The sequence below is a fragment of the Streptomyces sp. NPDC047049 genome, assembly GCF_040643995.1.
GTDB classification, from domain to species: domain Bacteria; phylum Actinomycetota; class Actinomycetes; order Streptomycetales; family Streptomycetaceae; genus Streptomyces; species Streptomyces mooreae.
The window spans coordinates 226,929-243,857 of the sequence record NZ_JBEYVM010000007.1; the positions used below are offsets into that span (position 1 = coordinate 226,929).

Below are 16,929 nucleotides of genomic sequence, written 5' to 3' on the forward strand. Positions count from 1 at the left end.
CGCGCGGCATGGCGAGGGCGCGGTGTGGTGTTCTGGTCCACTCCACGTCCTGCCGACGAGAGGACCCCTGCCGTGCAACGCCGTTTCCAGACCGCCGCTTTGGCCGCCGCTTCGCTGCTCCTGGCAGCGGGCTGCACGTCCGGCGGTGCGCAGCCCCGGGGCGGGGGAGGCACCGGCCCGTCGGAGAACCGTGGCGGAGCCGCCTCGCCGCGCGCCACGGCGTCGTCGCCCGCGCCGCCCGCCAAGGGCTCGGTGCAGGTGACCGGCACGCTGGCCACGGGGCTGAAGTCGCCGTGGGGCGTGGCGGTGCTGCCGGGCGGGGATCTGCTGGTCTCCTCCCGGGACACCGGGAAGATCTTCCGGGTCGCGGCGCACGGCGGGAAGATCACCGAGCTGGGATCGGTGCCGGGGGTGGATCCCGGGGGTGAGGGCGGACTGCTGGGGATCGCGGTGTCCTCGACCTTCGGCACGGACCACCAGGTGTACGCGTACTTCACCACCGCGTCCGACAACCGCATCGCCCGCATGATCTACGACGAGAAGCGCGCCCCGGGCAATCAGCTGGGCGCGCCCGACACCGTCCTCAAGGGGATCCCCAAGGGGCAGATCCACAACGGCGGCCGGATCGCGTTCGGCCCGGACAAGATGCTCTACGCCGGCACCGGTGAGACCGGCGACACCGGGCTGGCGCAGGACAAGCAGTCCCTGGGCGGCAAGATCCTCCGGATGACGCCGGACGGACAGCCGGCGCACGGCAACCCAAAAGCGGATTCGGTGGTGTACGACTACGGCCACCGCAATGTGCAGGGCCTGGCCTGGGACGACGACAAGCGCCTGTGGGCCTCGGAGTTCGGCCAGAACACCTGGGACGAGCTCAATCTGATCGAGCCGGGCAAGAACTACGGCTGGCCCGAGGTCGAGGGCAAGGGCAAGCGCAGGGCCGCGCGCTCCGTTTTCACGGACCCCGTCGAGGTGTGGAGGACCGCGGACGCCTCGCCCAGCGGTATCGCCTACGCCAAAGGCTCGATCTGGATGGCGTCGCTGCGCGGTGAACGGCTGTGGCGGATCCCGCTGAACGGGACGAAGCCGGTGGCGGCGCCGCAGGCCTTCCTGAAGGGCACCTACGGGCGCCTGCGGACCGTGGTGGCGGCCGATGACGGGGCGTTGTGGCTGGTCACCAGCAACACGGACGGACGGGGCACACCACACAAGGGCGATGACCGGATTCTCCGCCTCCAGGTGAGCTGACCGGGCTGATCCCCTTTTCGGGCGGCCTGCCTACACTCGGGGCAGGGGGACGGGTGCGTGTCGACCGACGAGGGGGCAGGGCACCATGTTCAACATCGCGGAGGAACTGTTCGCACCGGGGCGCAAGCACACCGACGAGGAGCGGCAGAAGATGTCGCTCGTCGTCGATGACGTGGGGGACGGGGACCCCGGCAAGGGCCCGATCGATCTCTCCTCGGGGACCGTCGTCGTCAGGGCACCCCGGCAGCGGCAGGACGCGGACCGCGGCCGGGAACGGAGCGGGGAGCAGGACCGGGGACGGTCGTAGGCGGGAGCGCCCGGCCGTGTCCGTCAGGGGGCCGGGGCCGGCCCCTGACCGGGTATCGGCTCCCCGAACAGGCGCAGGCGGTGCGCCACCGCGCCCGCCTCTCCGCGCCCGGAGACGCCCAGCTTGGCGAGGATGTTCGAGACATGGACGCTGGCGGTCTTCGGGGAGATGAACAGGGCGTCGGCTATCTGGCGGTTGCTGCGCCCGTCGGCGACCAGGCGCAGTACGTCGCGTTCGCGCGGGGTCAGGCCGAGGGATTCGGCGGGGACGGCGCCGGCGGGTGACGGATCGGCGGCCGCCGCGGAGACGGCTTCGCAGGCCGGCTCCGTCGCGGCCCCGGCCTGCGGGCCGGGCAGCGGGACGCGGGCCCGCTGGGCGAGGAGGGCGAATTCTTCGGCGAGCGGGCGGGCGCCCATCGTCACAGCGGCGGTGTGCGCCCGGGTGAGCAGGAGTACGGCGGCCTCGCGCGGGGTGCGGCCGTGCAGTCCGAGGGTGGCCCGCTCGCTGCCGTGGAGGAGGGATTCCGCCCAGCGGTAGCAGGTCCGGGCGAGCTCGTGCGGGCGCTCCAGGGGTTCGAAGGCGGCGACCGCCTCCGCCCAGGCGTCGGGGGTTTCACGGCCTTCGGCGCGGCGGAGTTCGGCGTCCAGCGCGAGGCCGTGGGCCGCCCAGACCGGGCAGAGCCGGGGCAGCTGCTTCCCGGCCTCCCGGATGCGGGCGAGGGCCGCGGCCCGTCCCGGCTCGGCGGCGGGAAGCCCGCGGGCGTCCGCTTCGGCGGTGGTGGCCGACCAGAGCAACGGCCAGGCGTAGCGCTGGGTGCCGGGCGGGAAGCCGGCGTCCAGGGCCTGCTGGAGAATGCTGCGGGCATCGAGGACGCGGCCCTGGTGGGCGGCGATCCGCAGCGCGTGCCGCGCCATGACCAGGACGTTCTGCGGCTGCGGGTCGTGGGTGCCGTAGTGCTCCTGGGCGACGGCCAGTTCGCGAGCGGCGGCGGCGAAGTCTCCCTCGTCCAGCGCGAGATCGGTGTGGCGGCTGGCGGCCAGCGCGATGGTCCGGGGGGTCTGGGCGAGGCGGCGGGCGTCGGCGGCGGCCCGGCCGGCTTCCGCCCAGCGGCCCAGCGACTGCAGGGATTCGGCGCGGTTGCCCAGGACCCAGCTGGTGCTGTCCTTGAGGCCGTAGCGGGTGGTGAGTTCGACGCCCTGCTCGCTGACCTCGACGGCTTCGCGGGAGCGGCCGACGCCTTCCAGGGCGGACGGGAAGTTGATGTGGCCGCGGGCGATGACGGCGAAGTAGCCGCGGTCGACGGCGAGGGCGAGGCTGGTGCGGAAATCGTCGAGGCCCGCGTCGACCTCCCCGGAGTCGACCCGCAGCCCCGCCAGGGTCAGCCGGGAGTTGAGCTCGGCCTCTTCGTCACCCACCAACTGAGCGAGTTCCACGGCGCGTTCGGCCGTGGCGAAGCTGCCGGGACCCGGTTCGTGCAGGATCGCCCAGCTGGCGACGGCGGCAAGCACCTCGGCGTGCACGGAGGACGGCGGCAGGCCGCGCATCAGCTCCTGGGCGGCGCCCAGGTCCTGCCAGCCGTTGCCGCGGCCGGTGCACTGGCAGAGCCGGGAGCGCTGTACCAGGAACCACGCCGTACGCAGGGGGTCGCTCTCGCCGCGCAGCGATCGCAGGGCGCGCTTGACGATCGTGAAGGCGCGTTCGTTGTCGCCGGAGAGCCGGGCGGCCACCGCGATCTCGGCGAGCAGGTCGAGGAAGCGCAGGGCGTCGCCGTCGTGGCAGCCGCAGGCCGGGTACGCCTCGGCGTAGTCGACCGGGCGCACCCCCTGGCGGACCTCGGTGGGCGCGTCGTCCCACAGCTCCAGGGCGCGGTCCAGCAGCCGCAGTTGTTCGGCGTAGGCATGGCGGCGGCGGGCCTGGACGGAGGCGGCGAGGACGGCGGGCAGCGCCTTGGCGGCGTCGTGGGACTTGTACCAGTAGCTGGCCAGCCGGGCGGCGCAGACATCGGCACGGACCAGCGACGGGTTGGCTTCCAGTGCCTCGGCGTAGCGGCGGTTGAGGCGGGTGCGCTCGCCGGGCAGCAGGTCGTCCACGACGGCCTCGCGGACGAGGGCGTGCCGGAAGCGGTAGCCCGTGCCGTCCCGGGTGGGCACCAGGGTGTTGCTGCCGACGGCGGACCGCAGCGCCTCGATGAGGTCGTCCTCGGGCATCCGGCAGACGGCGGAGAGGAGTTCGTGCTCGACCGTGGAGCCGGCCTCGGCGGCCGTGCGCACCACCCGCTGGGCGTCCTCGGGAAGCGCCTCGACGCGTACCAGCAGCAGATCGCGCAGGGGGTCGCTGAGGCCGTGCAGCGCGCCGTCGGCGAGCGAGCGGGCCAGCTCCTCGACGAAGAAGGCGTTGCCCTCGGAGCGCCGGAAGACCCGGTCGACGGTGTCCTCCTCGGGGGCGGTGCCGTGGATCCCGGCGATCTGGGAGCGGACCTCCTCGCGGTTGAAGCGGGCGAGTTCGACGCGGCGGACCGTGCGCATCCGGTCGATCTCGGCGAGGAAGGGGCGCAGGGGGTGGCGGCGGTGGATGTCGTCCGAGCGGTACGTCGCCACCAGGAGGACGCTCGCGTCGTGCAGGGAGCGCAGGAGGTAGGCGAGGAGTTCGCGGGTGGAGCGGTCGGCCCAGTGAAGGTCCTCGACGACGATGACGAGGGTGCGGTGGGCGGCAAGCCGCTCCAGGAGGCGGGCGGTGAGCTCGAAGAGGCGGGCGCGGCCGATCTCCTCGTCGTGTGCCTCGCCGGGGGTCTCCCCCAATTCGGGCAGGATGCGGGAGAGTTCGCCCTCCTGGCCGGCGACGGCGGCGGCGAGCTCGTCGCGCAGATGCCAGTTGAGGGTGTGCAGGATCGAGGAGAACGGCGCGAAGGGCAGGCCTTCGGAGCCGATCTCGATGCAGCCGCCGCAGGCGACGAGCGCGCCGGCGGCCCGGGCCGACTCGCAGAACTCCTCGATGAGACGGGTCTTGCCGACCCCGGCCTCCCCGCCGATCAGCAGGGCCTGGGGCTCGCCGGACGCCGTGCCGCGGGCGAGCGCGTCGCCCAGCGCGGCGAGTTCGGCCGCTCGGCCGATGAACACGGGGCTGACGGACCTGGTCTCCACGCCGGTGAGCATCGCACAGGGGTCTGACATTCCGGCAGGGGGCTCCGGTATGCGAAGCGCCCGGCCCGGTGCGGAAGGCACCTGGGGCCGGGCGGACGGCCGGTGGCCGGACGGCGGGGCAAAGGCCCGGTGGCCGGACGGCGGGGCCGGCACCTGAGGCGTCACAGGAGCGACGCGGTCAGGCGGCGGCGCGGCGGATCCGCAGCCACCTGCCCCGTGTACGCACCCGCCCTCCGGGTTCGTCCGTCCCGGAACGGGCGGCGCCACGGGGCCCGTTGTGCGGGGCCTCGGCCGCCGCGGTCGCCTCGTGCACCAGGCGCTGCCGGTCGGCCTCGCGGCGCAGCTCTTCGTGGCGGATCCGGATCTCCAGCTCGGAGCGGTACATGCGGGTTCTCCCCTGACGGCGGTGAGTGGTCACTCGACGGCTTGTCGATGTGCTCCAGCCTCGTCGCCGAGGGGGGTCCGCCACATCGGGAGAGTTCCCGATCTTCGGCCCCGGGCGGTGCCCAGAAACCCGCGGTGTCGCCCGGGGGCTCCTTAGGCACCGCCCGCGGCACCCGTACGGGGCTCAGAAAGCGGCCCGGATGTCCTTACGGAGTGACGGGTTGCCCGGTCGCGGGCTTACGGAGCCGCGGGTCCGGCGCCGCCCGCGGGGGCCTTCGGGACGGTCGGCATGTTCCCGAACAGGTCGAGGTACATGCCCGCGGAGATCACGATCCCCAGCACGCCGAGCGCCAGCCCGCCCCAGGCGACGGCCCGCACCCAGGTGGGGCGGTTTCGGGTGGTGGTCACCACGACCGTCGCGGCGATCACGGCGAGCAGCGCGAAGAAGCCGTTGACCAGGGCGTTGGTGTGCCAGGAGGCGCCGTAGACGGCGGAGATCTGGTCGGCGGCCTGGGCCTTGCCCGACTGGACCTTGATCTGGCCCATCAGGTTCGCGCGCTCGGCCAGCGTGGTGCCGAGCCAGGTGCCGGTGACGGACGCGAGGCCCAGCCCCGCGGCGACGACGGCACCGGCACCGGCGGCGATCCCGCTGGTGGACCCGGCGGTGTGCGGCTCGCTGTCGGGGGCGTCGAGGGCGTCGTCCGCTTCCAGGTCACCGGCCTCGTCCTGCGCGGCGAGGGCGGCGTTGTCGTCGGCCTGCTCATCGGCCTTGGCGGCGGCCTTTCCGGCCGCCTCCGCCTCGGTGGTCTCCGGGATCGCAGCAGTCTCCTTGGCCCCCTGCGCCGGCACGGTCTTCTCGTCGTCGGTTCGGTTCTCGGTCGTCCTGGTCGTTCCCATGGGCGCGACCGTAGGTGCCGTGTCTGAGAGTGAGATGAGAATGGCGGCGGACGGCGGGCGGCGGACGGCGACACGCCGTCCGCGGGACGCCGAGAAGGGGCGTCCGGCGCCGGTTCCTACACCCCCACCAGCGGTTTCTCCCCGCCCTGCGGCCCGGGGAGCCCCGCCGCGTCCGGCTCCGGCGGCGGTTCGATGCTGATCCGGGGCAGCCACCGGTCGAGCCAGGACGGCAGCCACCAGTTGGCGCCGCCCAGCAGGTGCATCAGGGCGGGCACCAGCAGCGTACGGAGCACGAAGGCGTCCAGGGCGACGGCGCAGGCCAGGCCGATGCCGAACATCGCGATGGTCCGGTCGCCGCTGAGGATGAAGGCCGCGAACACCGCGATCATGATGACCGCCGCCGAGTTGATCACCCGGCTGGTCTCGGCGAGGCCGACCCGTACCGCCCGGCAGTTGTTCCGGGTCAGCTGCCACTCCTCGTACATCCGGGAGACCAGGAACACCTGGTAGTCCATGGACAGGCCGAAGAGCACCGACACCATGATGACCGGCAGGAACGGTTCTATCGGGCCGGCGCTGCCCAGTCCCAGCAGCTCGCTGCCCCAGCCCCACTGGAAGACCGCGACGACGATCCCGAAGGACGAGGCGACGGCCGCGAGATTCATCAGCGCGGCCTTGAGCGGGATGCCGATGCTGCGGAAGGCGAGCAGCAGCAGGAGTGAGCCGAGCGCGATGACCACGCCGATGAAGAGCGGCAGCTTGCCGACGATGACGGCGGCGAAGTCGTCGTAACTCGCGGTGATGCCGCCGACCCGCACCCGCAGCGTGCTGGCGCCCTCGGCCGCGGGCAGCACCTCGCTGCGCAGGTGTTCCACCAGGTCGGAGGTCTGCCGGGACTGCGGTGAGGTGGTGGGGACGACGGTGATCACGCCGGTGCTGTGGCTGCCGTCGAACTCGGGAGCGCTGACCCGGGCGATACCGGGTGTGTCCCGCAGCCGCTGCGGCAGCTTGTCGAAGGCGACCCGGTCCCCCGCGCCGTCCAGGGTGCCGACCAGCGTCAGCGGCCCGTTGAACCCGGGCCCGAAGCCGCTCCCGCGGGCGTCGCCGGGCCCGCCGCCCGCCAGCAGGTCGTAGGCCTTGCGGGTGGTCGAGGTGGCCGGGTTGTTGCCCTGGTCGGAGGTGCCCAGATGCAGTCCGAGGGCCGGCAGGGCGAGGACGGCCATGAGGGCCGCCGCGGTCATCCCCAGCAGCTTGGGGTGCCGCTCGACGAACCCGGACCAGCGGGCCGCGACACCGGCGGGCCGCTCGGGCGTGGGCCCCCGCTCGGCCAGCCGCCGGCGCTCGCGGCGGCTGAGCGCCCGCATCCCGATCAGTCCGAGCAGCGCGGGCAGCAGGGTGACGGACGCGGCCACGGTCAGGACGACGGTGAGCGAGGCGGCGAGGGCGACCCCGTTGAGGAAGCTCAGCCGCAGGATCAGCATGCCCAGCAGCGCGATACAGACGGTGGCCCCGGCGAAGACGACCGCGCGCCCGGACACCGAGACGGCCCGGACGGCGGCCTCGCCGACCGGCAGGCCCTCGCGCAGGCCCCTGCGGTGCCGGGTGACGATGAACAGCGCGTAGTCGATCCCGACGCCGAGGCCGATCAGCATGCCGAGCATCGGGGCGAAGTCGGCGACGGTCATCGCATGGCTGAGCAGGGTGATGCCGGCCGAGGCGGTGCCGACGGCGGCCAGCGCGGTGACGATCGGCAGGAAGGTCGCGGCGAGCGACCCGAAGGCGAGGAAGAGCACCACGGCCGCGGCGCCGAGCCCGATGAACTCCGCGAGCTGGGCCCGCGGCGCCTCGGTCAGCGCGATCCCCGCACCGCCCAGCTCGACCTGGAGGCCGTTGCCGGACGCGGCCCGCGCGGTGTCGACGACCTTGCGGACCTGGGCGGGGTCCAGGTCGTCGGTGGCGCGGTCGAAGACCACGGAGGCGTAGGCGGTGTGCCCGTCCCTGCTGATCTGCTGCGCACCCTGGCCACCGGACGGGCCCGCGCCGGGCCCGCCGTAGGGGCCGTGCACCTCGGCGACGCCGGGCAGCCCGGCGACCTTCTCCAGGGTCTGCGTCATCGTCGTGCGGACCGCGGCGGCCCGCACCGTGGTGGAGTCCGTGTGCCACACGAGGGTGTCGCTGTCCCCGGACTGCCCCGGGAAGGCCCTCTCCAGCAGGGCCGAGGCCCGCCCGGATTCGGTGCCGGGCACCTCGTAGTCGTTCGAGTACGCGGATCCCACCGCCGCCGCGGCGGCCGCGACCCCCGCGAACGCGGCCAGCCAGAGCACGATCACCACGATGCGGCGCCTGAGACACCACCGAGCCAGAGCGGTCACGGACCTCGTCTGCTTCCCGGGGTAGTGCGTCGATATCTCCCGGTAGCGGGTAGTGCCGAGCGCGGATGTACGGGGGGACGGGCGGGCCCGCCGCCAGCCCGTGAGGGAGCGGCGGAATCCCTTCTTCCGTGCAGGGTGTCAGCCCGGGGAGATCCTTTGAGGTGTTTGTGGACTTCCCCACAAAGAGCCGGAAATGGGGAACTCTCGCCGGGAGGGGGACCGGGCTCCCGTCCCGGCCAGGTCCCCGCCTGGCGCCCCGGCGCCGCCTCCTGCCCGGCCCCGGCCCGGCCCGTATGCCGTGCCTCAGCCGGTGACCGACTCCTTGCCGTTCTCCACGTGTCCCATCAGCCGGCGGTGGAAGGACGGGTCCTCGGCGGCCGAGAGACAAAGGTCGTACCAGCCGTGTGCGTCCTTCGCCGGATGGGCGACGGTGCGGCTGCGGCCGGCCTTCACCCGCACCGTGCGCGGCGCGGTGTCCGCGTACGCCAGCGGCCGCAGGGTGAAGGTCAGGTCGGTGCGGCCGGGGTTGGTGAGGGTCAGGTGGAGCTCCTGCCGCCCGGCGTCGATCCGCGTCCCGGTCAGGACGGCCGCGGCGGCGCCCCGCCCCGTCCCGGCGAACTCCCGCCGGAAGCCGTTCGGCCCGGTCACCGTGAAGCGGTACGCCCCGTCCCTGACCGGCACCTCCCACACCCCCTCCCCCCGCACGTCGCGGTGCTGCGGGGCGGCGAACTCCTTCGCGTACGGGTAGAGCGCCAGGTGTACGGAGGCCTCGCCGTCATTGCGTACGGCCATCCGGAAGACCGCGGCGCCCGGGTCGAAGCCGCCGTCGGCATCCGGCTGGTACGGCAGCGCCCTGGCCGGGCGGCTGCCGCCCTCCTGCCGCGGCAGCGCCTGCCGGACCGGCGGCCACGGCAGCCAGCGCCCGCTGAACGGCGGGATCGCGCCGGGCTGCGGCACCGGCGGCTGCCGGCGCGCGCGGGAGAAGTCGAAGGCGGCGGTCAGATCGCCGCACACGGTGCGCCGCCAGGCGCTGATGTTGGGCTCCTCGATGCCCGTCCAGCGCTCCAGGAACCGGGTGATCGAGGTGTGGTCGAAGACCTGCGAGCAGGCGTAGCCGCCGACCGTCCACGGCGAGATGACCAGCATCGGCACCCGCATGCCCAGACCGGTCGGCCGGCCGTCCCAGAACTCCCCGTCCGTCCCGGCGGGCGGCACCGGCGGCGGCACATGATCGAAGAACCCGTCGTTCTCGTCGTACGTCAGGAAGAGCGCGGTGTGCCGCCAGACCTCCGGGTTCCGGCCGAGCGCGTCCAGCACCCGGTAGACGAGGGTGGCGCTCTGGGCGGGCGAGGACGAGCCGGGGTGCTCGGAGTCCGCGGCGGACGGCACGAGGTACGACACCTCGGGCAGTGCGCCGCTCGCCACATCGGCGGCGAACGCGGCCGCCGTGCTGCCCGGCTCACCGCGGCGCAGCGCCCGCTCGAACAGGCTGCGCCCGGCGCGGCCGAGGCCGCCCACGCCTTCCTCCAGCAGCCCGTGCAGCCGCCGGCGCCCGGCCTCGTCGGCACCCGCCAGCTTCCCGTAGTAGCCGGTCATGTTCCGCACTCCGCCGACCTTCACCAGGGCCTGCTCCGCCACCGCCTTGAAGGTCGCGTAGAACTCCAGGTTGTTGTCGGTGAAGTTGTCCCACTCCTGGTAGACCCGCCAGCTGCGGCCGGCCTTCTCCAGCCGCTCGGCATAGGTGGTCCAGGTGTAGCCGGTGTGGGTGTCCTCCGCGTAGGCGTCGTTGCCCACCGCCCGCTTGCCGTCCGGCTCATAGCCGGTCCAGCCGCTCACCAGGTGGTTGCGGTTGGGGCTGGTGGAGGAGTGGATCGAGGAGTGGTAGGCGTCGCAGACGGTGAAGGTGTCCGCGAGTTCGTAGTGCAGCGGGACGTCCTGCCGGTCGTAGTGCGCCATCGTGGCGGGGGACTTGGCGGTGACCCAGTTATTCATCCAGCCGCCGTTCCACGCACCGGCCCCGCCGTCCCAGCCGTGGTCGAGCGCGCCGATGTACTGCAGGTCCTTGCGCTGTGCGGCGGCCGCCCCGCGCACCGGGAACGGCAGCACGGTTCCGAGGCCCAGCCACCCGGGCTGCTCGAAGACGCTCCGGCCGCCGGGCAGTTCGACGGCGTTGCGGTCGCCGTAGCCGCGTACGCCGCGCAGCATCCCGAAGTAGTGGTCGAACGAGCGGTTCTCCTGCATCAGCACGACCACATGCCTCAGGTCCGCGAGCCCGCCCCCGGCGCGCGCCGAGGGCGTCGCCGCACCGGCCGCCAGCGCCTGCTGCAACGACGGCGGCAGCAGCGATCCGGCCGTCGCCGCGCCCGCCGCTGCCGCCCCCATTCCCAGTACACGTCTGCGAGATATCTCAGGTGCCATGCCCGGCCTCCCAGTTGTACGTTCCGGTGGATGCACCGGTTGCCGTTTCGGTTGGAGCTTCCGTTGGCGTTTCCGTTGGCGTACGAGGTGCCGTTCCGGTTGCCGTGCCGTCAGCCCGCCGGCCGGCCCGCGGTCCGCCGGACCGGGGCGAGACGCGACGGGGACGATGAGGAGCGACGGGGACCTTAGTGGAGTGCCGTGACGGGCGACAGAGAGCGAGCCGCCCGCCCGGGGAAGGATTGCGGCACCGGCCGGGAGCGGACGTGACCGGTTCCGGCGCACGCCGGCCGTTCCCAGCGGGCGCACCGCCCTGGGAAGATCGTCTAGGCCTCCCCCGGGGCCCGGCGGCCCCCCTCCCCCGGGCCTCGGCGGCCTCCCCTGCCGAACGGCCGCACTCACCAAGCCCCACTCACCAAGCCCCACTCGCCAAGCCGCACCCGCAGAGCCGCACCCGCCGTACGACCGCACCCCCGTACGACCGCACTCGTCGGACAAGGACCCCGCGCACCATGACCCCCCTGACCTCCGGCACCGCCCGCCCCGGCAACCGGCCCCTCTGGCTCATCGATCTGCCGGTCGTCCTGGTAGCCGTCGTCTGGGGCTCCAGCTACCTGGCCGCCAAGGAGCTGGCCACCACAGCCACCGTCATCGCCCTGCTCCTGCTGCGGTTCGTGGTGGCCGCGCCGGTGATGGCGGTGGTCGCGGGCCGCGCGATCGGCCGGCTCAGCGCCCGGGAGACCGGCGCGGGGGTGCTTCTCGGCATGCTCCTGTCCGGCGTCCTGCTGCTGGAGACGTTCGGAGTGGTGCACACCTCGGCGACCAACGCGGGCCTCATCATCAGCCTGACCATGATCTTCACCCCGCTCGCGGAGGCCGTGGCGACCCGCACCCGCCCCACCGGGGCGTTCCTCGGCGCGGCGGCACTGTCCGTGACCGGTGTGACCCTGCTGACCCAGGGGCCGGGGTTCACCACGCCGTCGTCCGGCGATCTCCTGATGCTGCTCGCGGCCGTCGCCCGCACCGTGTACGTGATGGCCACGGGCCGTATGAAGACGGTCCGTTCGACCGACTCCGGGGCGCTGACGGTGGTCCAGTTCACCGGCGCCATCGCCGTCTTCGCACTCGCGTCGCCCTTCGCCGGCGTCTCACCGGTGGAGGTCGCGGCCGCCTACTCCCCGCAGCAGTGGGCCGCGCTCCTCCACCTGGCGCTGATGTGCACCCTCTTCGCCTTCTTCGTGCAGATGTGGGCGGTGCGCCGCACCTCGCCCTCCCGCGTGAGCCTGCTGCTGGGCACCGAACCGCTCTGGGCGGCCGTGATCGGCGTCGTCGCCGGCGGGGACCGGCCCGGCCTGCTCGGCGCGGCCGGGGCGGTCCTGATCCTCGTCGGTACGGCCTGGGGCAGGCAGGCGGCGGCACCGGCGGCCACGGCGGAGGGCGGGCCGGAGCGACCGGAGGGCGGGTCTTCGGAATGCGGGGCCCCGGAGGGCGGGTCCCCGGAGGCCACCCCGGCCTCGCAACCGGCGGGGGCGGCAGCGCAGGGGACACCGCCCCTGTGACCGGGTACCCCTGGCCGCCACAAACGTTTCCCAAGTCCCCACCGCGTCAGACCTCTTGACCGCCCTATTGGTCTGAACCATTCTGAGCCCAGAAGCGGTGGCCACCGTCTTGCTGCAGTTCTCCCCGTGTTCCCCCCTCGGCACCGGAGACAGCCATGCCTCGTACCGCACCTACTCGCCCCACCGGCCGCACCCGCCCTACTCGCCCTGCCCGCCACAGACGCCTCCTCGCCGCGGCACTGACGGCCCTCGCCGCCGTGGCGGCCACCCTCTCCGGCTCCGCCCCGGCCGCCGCGGCCGATGTCAACGCCGCCAGGAACGCCGGCTTCGAGTCCGGCCTGAGCAACTGGACCTGTTCGGCAGGCAGCGGCAGCACCGTCGGCTCCCCCGTCCACAGCGGCACCGGCGCCCTCAAGGCGGCCCCCACCCCCTCCGACAACGCCGCCTGCTCCCAGACCGTCGCCGTCAAGCCCGGCTCGGCCTACCGGCTCAGCGCGTACGTCCTGGGCTCCTACGTCTACCTGGGCGCCTCCGGCACCGGCACCACGGACGTCTCCACCTGGACCCCGTCCGCCACCGACTGGCAGCAGCTCAGCACCTCCTTCACCACGGGCCCCACGACGACCTCCGTCACCGTCTACACCCACGGCTGGTACGGCCAACCCGCCTACCTCGCCGACGACTTCAGCGTCCTCGGCCCCGACGGCGGGGGCGGCACCGACCCCGGACCACAGGCCCCGGCCACCCCCGGCGGACTCACGGCCAACGCGGTGACCCCGTCCTCCGTGGCGCTGTCCTGGACCCCGGTCTCCGGCGCCACCGGCTACACCGTCTACCGCGACGGCACCAAGTACGGCACGGCGACCGGAACTTCGGCGACCGTCACGGGCCTGACCCCCGCCACCGCCTACCGCTTCCAGGTCACGGCCACCAACGCGGCCGGCGAATCGGCCCGCTCGGCCGAGATCACGGCCACCACCGCCCCCTCCGGAAGCGGCGGCACCCCCACGGTCCGCAAGCACGCGGTCACCGGCTACTGGCAGAACTTCAACAACGGCGCCACCGTCCAGAAGATCAGTGACGTGCCCGGCCAGTACGACATCATCGCGGTCGCCTTCGCCGACGCCACCACCACACCCGGCGCCGTCACCTTCACCCTCGACTCGGCCGGCCTCGGCGGCTACACCGTCGACCAGTTCAAGGCCGACATCAAGGCCAAGCAGGCGGCCGGCACCGCGGTGGTCCTCTCGGTCGGCGGCGAGAAGGGCACCGTCTCCGTCAACGACGCCGTCTCGGCCGCCAACTTCGCCACCAGTCTCTACACCCTCATGCAGCAGTACGGCTTCGACGGCGTCGACATCGACCTCGAAAACGGCCTCAGCCCCACCTACATGAGCCAGGCGCTGCGCTCGCTCTCCCAGAAGGCGGGCGGCAGGCTCGTCCTCACCATGGCTCCCCAGACCCTCGACATGCAGTCCACCTCGGGCGGCTACTTCCAAACGGCGCTGAACGTCAAGGACATCCTCACCGTCGTGAACATGCAGTACTACAACAGTGGTTCCATGCTCGGCTGCGACGGCAAGGTCTACTCCCAGGGCACCGTCGACTTCCTCACCGCCCTGGCCTGCATCCAGCTCGAAGGCGGCCTCGCCCCCTCCCAGGTGGGCCTGGGCCTGCCCGCCTCCGCCCGGGGCGCGGGCAGCGGCTATGTCGCCCCGTCCGTCGTCAACGCCGCCCTGGACTGCCTCGCCCGGGGCACCTCCTGCGGCTCCTTCAAACCCGCCAGGACCTACCCCGGCATCCGCGGCGCCATGACCTGGTCGACCAACTGGGACGCGGCGAGCGGCAACGCCTGGTCGAACGCGGTCGCCCCGCACGTTCACGACTTGCCGTAGTTCGTGCCGTAGTTCGTGCCACAGCCCTCGCTGCAACCCTTGCCGTAGCCCTTGCCGTAGCAGCGGAACTCGCACCACACGATCTTCCCCGGCACGCGCTCGCCGATGCCCCACGCGTCGGCGAGCGCGGACACCAGCAACAGCCCCCGCCCGGACTCGCACTCGCCCTCGTCACCGTCGCACGGCAGCGACACGGGCAGCCGCGGCTCCCCGGCACCGCTGTCGTGCACCTCGACACGCAGCAGCCCGCTCTCGTCCAGCGACAGGCACAACCGGTACCCACGGCCGGGCGGAACGCCGTGCAGCAGGGCGTTGGTGGCCAGCTCGCTCACGCACAACAGGACGTCGTCCGCGAGGTGGTCCAGGTCCCAGTCGGTGAGGGCGGTACGGGCGAACTCCCGCGCCCGCAGGACGGATCGGCGCTCGCGCCGGTAGAACGCCGTACGAGCGCAGAGCGCCCGGATCTCCTTGTGCATAACCGCCACTGTCACAGTGCGTGACTATGCTGGTCCACAGCGTCAGGTCATACGGATGCGATGTACGACTTCTGGCGGTGTCATGCCGTCGTGGGGAGGGGAAGGCAGAGCGCATGCACCCGGCGAACAAACCGAAGAGGATCACTTCCTGGCATGTGATCGGCGCCCAGCTGAGTCACTTCCGGAAGGCCGCCCGCATGACCCAGCCCATGCTGGCCGAGCGGGTGGGAGTGCACGAGGACACCATCGGCTCGGTCGAGCAGGGCCGCAGACCGCTGAAGCTCGACCTGGCCGAGACGATGGACGAAGTCCTGGGCACCAAGGGGGCGTTAGCGGTCGCGGTGGCGAAGGTCCCGGAGCGGGAGAAGCTGCCCGCCTTCGTCCAGGACCTGGTGGAACACGAGGAGGAGGCACTGACCCTGCTGTCGTACCAGAACCAGGTGGTGCCCGGTCTGTTGCAGACCGAGGCTTACGTGCGGGCGGTGTTCTCCTCGCTGTACCCGCCGATTCACGAGGAGACGGCAGAGGAATGGATCTCGGCACGACTAGCCCGGCAGAACGTACTGCAACGCACACCACCGCCGATGATGAACTTCATCCTGGAGGAGGTGATCCTTAACCGCCCGCTTGGCAGTCGTGAGATCCTCCGCGAGCAGATTCACCACTTGCGCAGGTGCGCCGAACTCCCCTTCATCGGGATCCAGATCATGTGCACCGGCCGTTCCAAGCATGCTGCACTCGACGGCCCGCTCATCCTGCTGGAGACGCCAGAACACGATCACGTGACGTACATCGAGGGCCAGCGAATCAGCTTCCTTGTCGATGACCCAGATGAGGTCAGTGCGTATCAGCAGAAATATGGGATGCTGCGCTCGCAGGCCCTCACTCCTGAGGAAAGCATGAGCCTGCTGGACGACTTGGCAGGAGAGGCATGAGCAGCGCAGCGAACCCGCATCAGTCTGGTGACCTTGCCTGGTTCAAATCGAGTTACAGCGGCAGCCAGGGGGGCGACTGCATCGAAGTCGCCTACGACTGGCACAAGTCCAGCTACAGCGGCAGCGAGGGCGGCGACTGCGTAGAGGTCGCCTCCTGCCCCCACGCGATCCACGTCCGCGACTCCAAGGACCCGGACGGTCCGGCGCTCACGTTGAGCGCCCCCGCCTGGGCCGCCTTCCTCGCCGGCATCTCCGCCTGACCGGGACAAGGGCAGGGACGGGGACAACGATGCAGCAGCGTCGGCTGGGTACGCACGGGCCGGGCGTCTCTGCGCTCGGGCTCGGCTGTATGGGGATGTCGACCGCGTACGGCGTCCCGGACGACGCGGAGTCCGTGCGGACCCTCGACCGCGCGGCCGAGCTCGGCGTCACCCTGCTCGACACCGCGGACGCCTACGGGCGGGGCGCCAACGAGGAGTTCCTTGGCCGCTGGCTGCGCGGCCGTACGGCGACGCAGCGGGACGGGCTGGTCGTCGCGACCAAGTTCGGGCTGCGGCACGACGCCGCCACCGGGCGGGTGAACGAGGTCGACACCTCCGCCGCCTGGGTGCGCGAGGCGTGCCACGCCTCGCTGCGCCGTCTCGGTACGGACCGCATCGACCTCTACTACCTGCACCGCCGCGACCCGGCCGTCCCCATCGAGGAGACGGTGGGTGCCCTGGCCGAGCTGGTCGCCGCCGGCGCCGTGCGGTATCTCGGCCTCAGCGAGGTGAGTCCGCAGACGCTGCGCCGGGCGCACGCCGTCCACCCCATCAGCGCCGTACAACTGGAGTACTCCCTCTTCACCCGCGAGGTCGTGGAGGGCGAGATGCTGGCGACCTGCCGGGAGCTCGGCATCGGCGTCGTCGCCTACTCACCGCTCGGGCGCGGCATGCTGACGGGTGCGCTGGCGTCCCGCGACGACCTCACCGCCGAGGACGCCCGGCGACGCTGGCCGCGGTTCTCCGAGGCGAACATCGACCGCAATCTGCGCCTGGTCCAGGCCGTTCGCGCGGCCGCCGGAGCCCTCGGCTGCACCCCGGCGCAGGCCGTCCTCGCCTGGCTGCTCGCCCAGGGCGAGGACATCGTCCCGATCCCCGGCATCAAACGCCGGACGTATCTGGACGAGAACACCGCGGCGGCCGGTATCGCGCTGACCCCGGAGCAGACGGCCCGGCTGCGGGCGGCCGTGCCCGACGGCGCGGTGGCCGGGGAACGCTACCCGCTCGCCGCCTTGGAGCGCCTGGGCCACTGAGCGCGGC

General features: G+C 72.7%; 13 protein-coding genes. 7 read left to right on the plus strand and 6 right to left on the minus strand.

Translation table 11 applies throughout. The annotated features are described in order from the left end of the window. Nucleotides 1-72 precede the first annotated feature (72 nt). Both ABZ851_RS19025 and ABZ851_RS19030 read left to right on the plus strand, forming a co-directional pair. Nucleotides 73-1,248 (plus strand): PQQ-dependent sugar dehydrogenase, encoded by a 1,176-nt coding sequence (locus ABZ851_RS19025; RefSeq protein WP_361128653.1) that lies wholly within the window; start codon nucleotides 73-75, stop codon nucleotides 1,246-1,248. Between the two features lie 85 nt (nucleotides 1,249-1,333). Continuing rightward, a complete protein-coding gene (locus ABZ851_RS19030; protein ID WP_361128656.1) occupies nucleotides 1,334-1,555 on the plus strand; it encodes a DUF6191 domain-containing protein in 222 nt (73 codons plus the stop codon). 23 nt (nucleotides 1,556-1,578) lie between these two features. On the opposite strand, the gene ABZ851_RS19035 is transcribed toward ABZ851_RS19030, so the two are convergent. From ABZ851_RS19035 to ABZ851_RS19055, 5 genes are all read right to left on the minus strand, one after another. Next, nucleotides 1,579-4,707, minus strand: a complete 3,129-nt coding sequence (locus ABZ851_RS19035; RefSeq protein WP_361128933.1) for an AAA family ATPase — start codon at nucleotides 4,705-4,707, stop codon at nucleotides 1,579-1,581. Nucleotides 4,708-4,873: 166 nt separating this feature from the next. After that, entirely contained in the window at nucleotides 4,874-5,080 is a 207-nt protein-coding gene (locus ABZ851_RS19040) for a hypothetical protein (RefSeq protein ID WP_361128659.1), read from the minus strand. A 236-nt stretch (nucleotides 5,081-5,316) separates the two neighbouring features. After that, on the minus strand, nucleotides 5,317-5,976 hold the full coding sequence (locus ABZ851_RS19045; protein WP_361128662.1) for a hypothetical protein: 660 nt from the start codon (nucleotides 5,974-5,976) through the stop codon (nucleotides 5,317-5,319). Nucleotides 5,977-6,092: 116 nt separating this feature from the next. Further along, the gene (locus tag ABZ851_RS19050; RefSeq protein ID WP_361128665.1) at nucleotides 6,093-8,348 is read right to left on the minus strand and encodes an MMPL family transporter; all 2,256 of its coding nucleotides are present in this window, start codon (nucleotides 8,346-8,348) and stop codon (nucleotides 6,093-6,095) included. Nucleotides 8,349-8,651: 303 nt separating this feature from the next. Further along, nucleotides 8,652-10,766 carry a phosphocholine-specific phospholipase C gene (locus ABZ851_RS19055; RefSeq protein WP_361128668.1) on the minus strand — a complete coding sequence of 705 codons (2,115 nt, stop codon included), beginning with the start codon at nucleotides 10,764-10,766 and terminating at the stop codon, nucleotides 8,652-8,654. Between the two features lie 509 nt (nucleotides 10,767-11,275). Between ABZ851_RS19055 and ABZ851_RS19060 the strand changes: the two genes are divergently transcribed. Both ABZ851_RS19060 and ABZ851_RS19065 read left to right on the plus strand, forming a co-directional pair. Beyond that, nucleotides 11,276-12,322 (plus strand): DMT family transporter, encoded by a 1,047-nt coding sequence (locus ABZ851_RS19060; RefSeq protein ID WP_361128671.1) that lies wholly within the window; start codon nucleotides 11,276-11,278, stop codon nucleotides 12,320-12,322. Between the two features lie 155 nt (nucleotides 12,323-12,477). Then, entirely contained in the window at nucleotides 12,478-14,217 is a 1,740-nt protein-coding gene (locus tag ABZ851_RS19065) for a glycosyl hydrolase family 18 protein (protein WP_361128675.1), read from the plus strand. On the opposite strand, the gene ABZ851_RS19070 is transcribed toward ABZ851_RS19065, so the two are convergent. Beyond that, a complete protein-coding gene (locus ABZ851_RS19070; protein WP_361128678.1) occupies nucleotides 14,202-14,693 on the minus strand; it encodes an ATP-binding protein in 492 nt (163 codons plus the stop codon). The two genes, ABZ851_RS19065 and ABZ851_RS19070, sit on opposite strands and share 16 nt — an antisense overlap. Before the next feature lie 113 nt (nucleotides 14,694-14,806). Here ABZ851_RS19070 and ABZ851_RS19075 point away from each other — a divergent pair, with 113 nt between their 5' ends. Genes ABZ851_RS19075 through ABZ851_RS19085 form a run of 3 tightly spaced genes read left to right on the plus strand, consistent with a single transcriptional unit; the run spans nucleotide 14,807 to nucleotide 16,922 of the window. After that, complete coding sequence (locus tag ABZ851_RS19075) at nucleotides 14,807-15,628, plus strand: helix-turn-helix transcriptional regulator (protein ID WP_361128681.1); 822 nt, start codon at nucleotides 14,807-14,809, stop codon at nucleotides 15,626-15,628. Next, nucleotides 15,625-15,888 carry a DUF397 domain-containing protein gene (locus ABZ851_RS19080; RefSeq protein ID WP_361128684.1) on the plus strand — a complete coding sequence of 88 codons (264 nt, stop codon included), beginning with the start codon at nucleotides 15,625-15,627 and terminating at the stop codon, nucleotides 15,886-15,888. Before ABZ851_RS19075 ends, ABZ851_RS19080 begins: the two co-directional genes overlap by 4 nt. Nucleotides 15,889-15,917: 29 nt before the next feature. Beyond that, nucleotides 15,918-16,922 (plus strand): aldo/keto reductase, encoded by a 1,005-nt coding sequence (locus ABZ851_RS19085; RefSeq protein ID WP_361128687.1) that lies wholly within the window; start codon nucleotides 15,918-15,920, stop codon nucleotides 16,920-16,922. Nucleotides 16,923-16,929 lie beyond the last annotated feature (7 nt).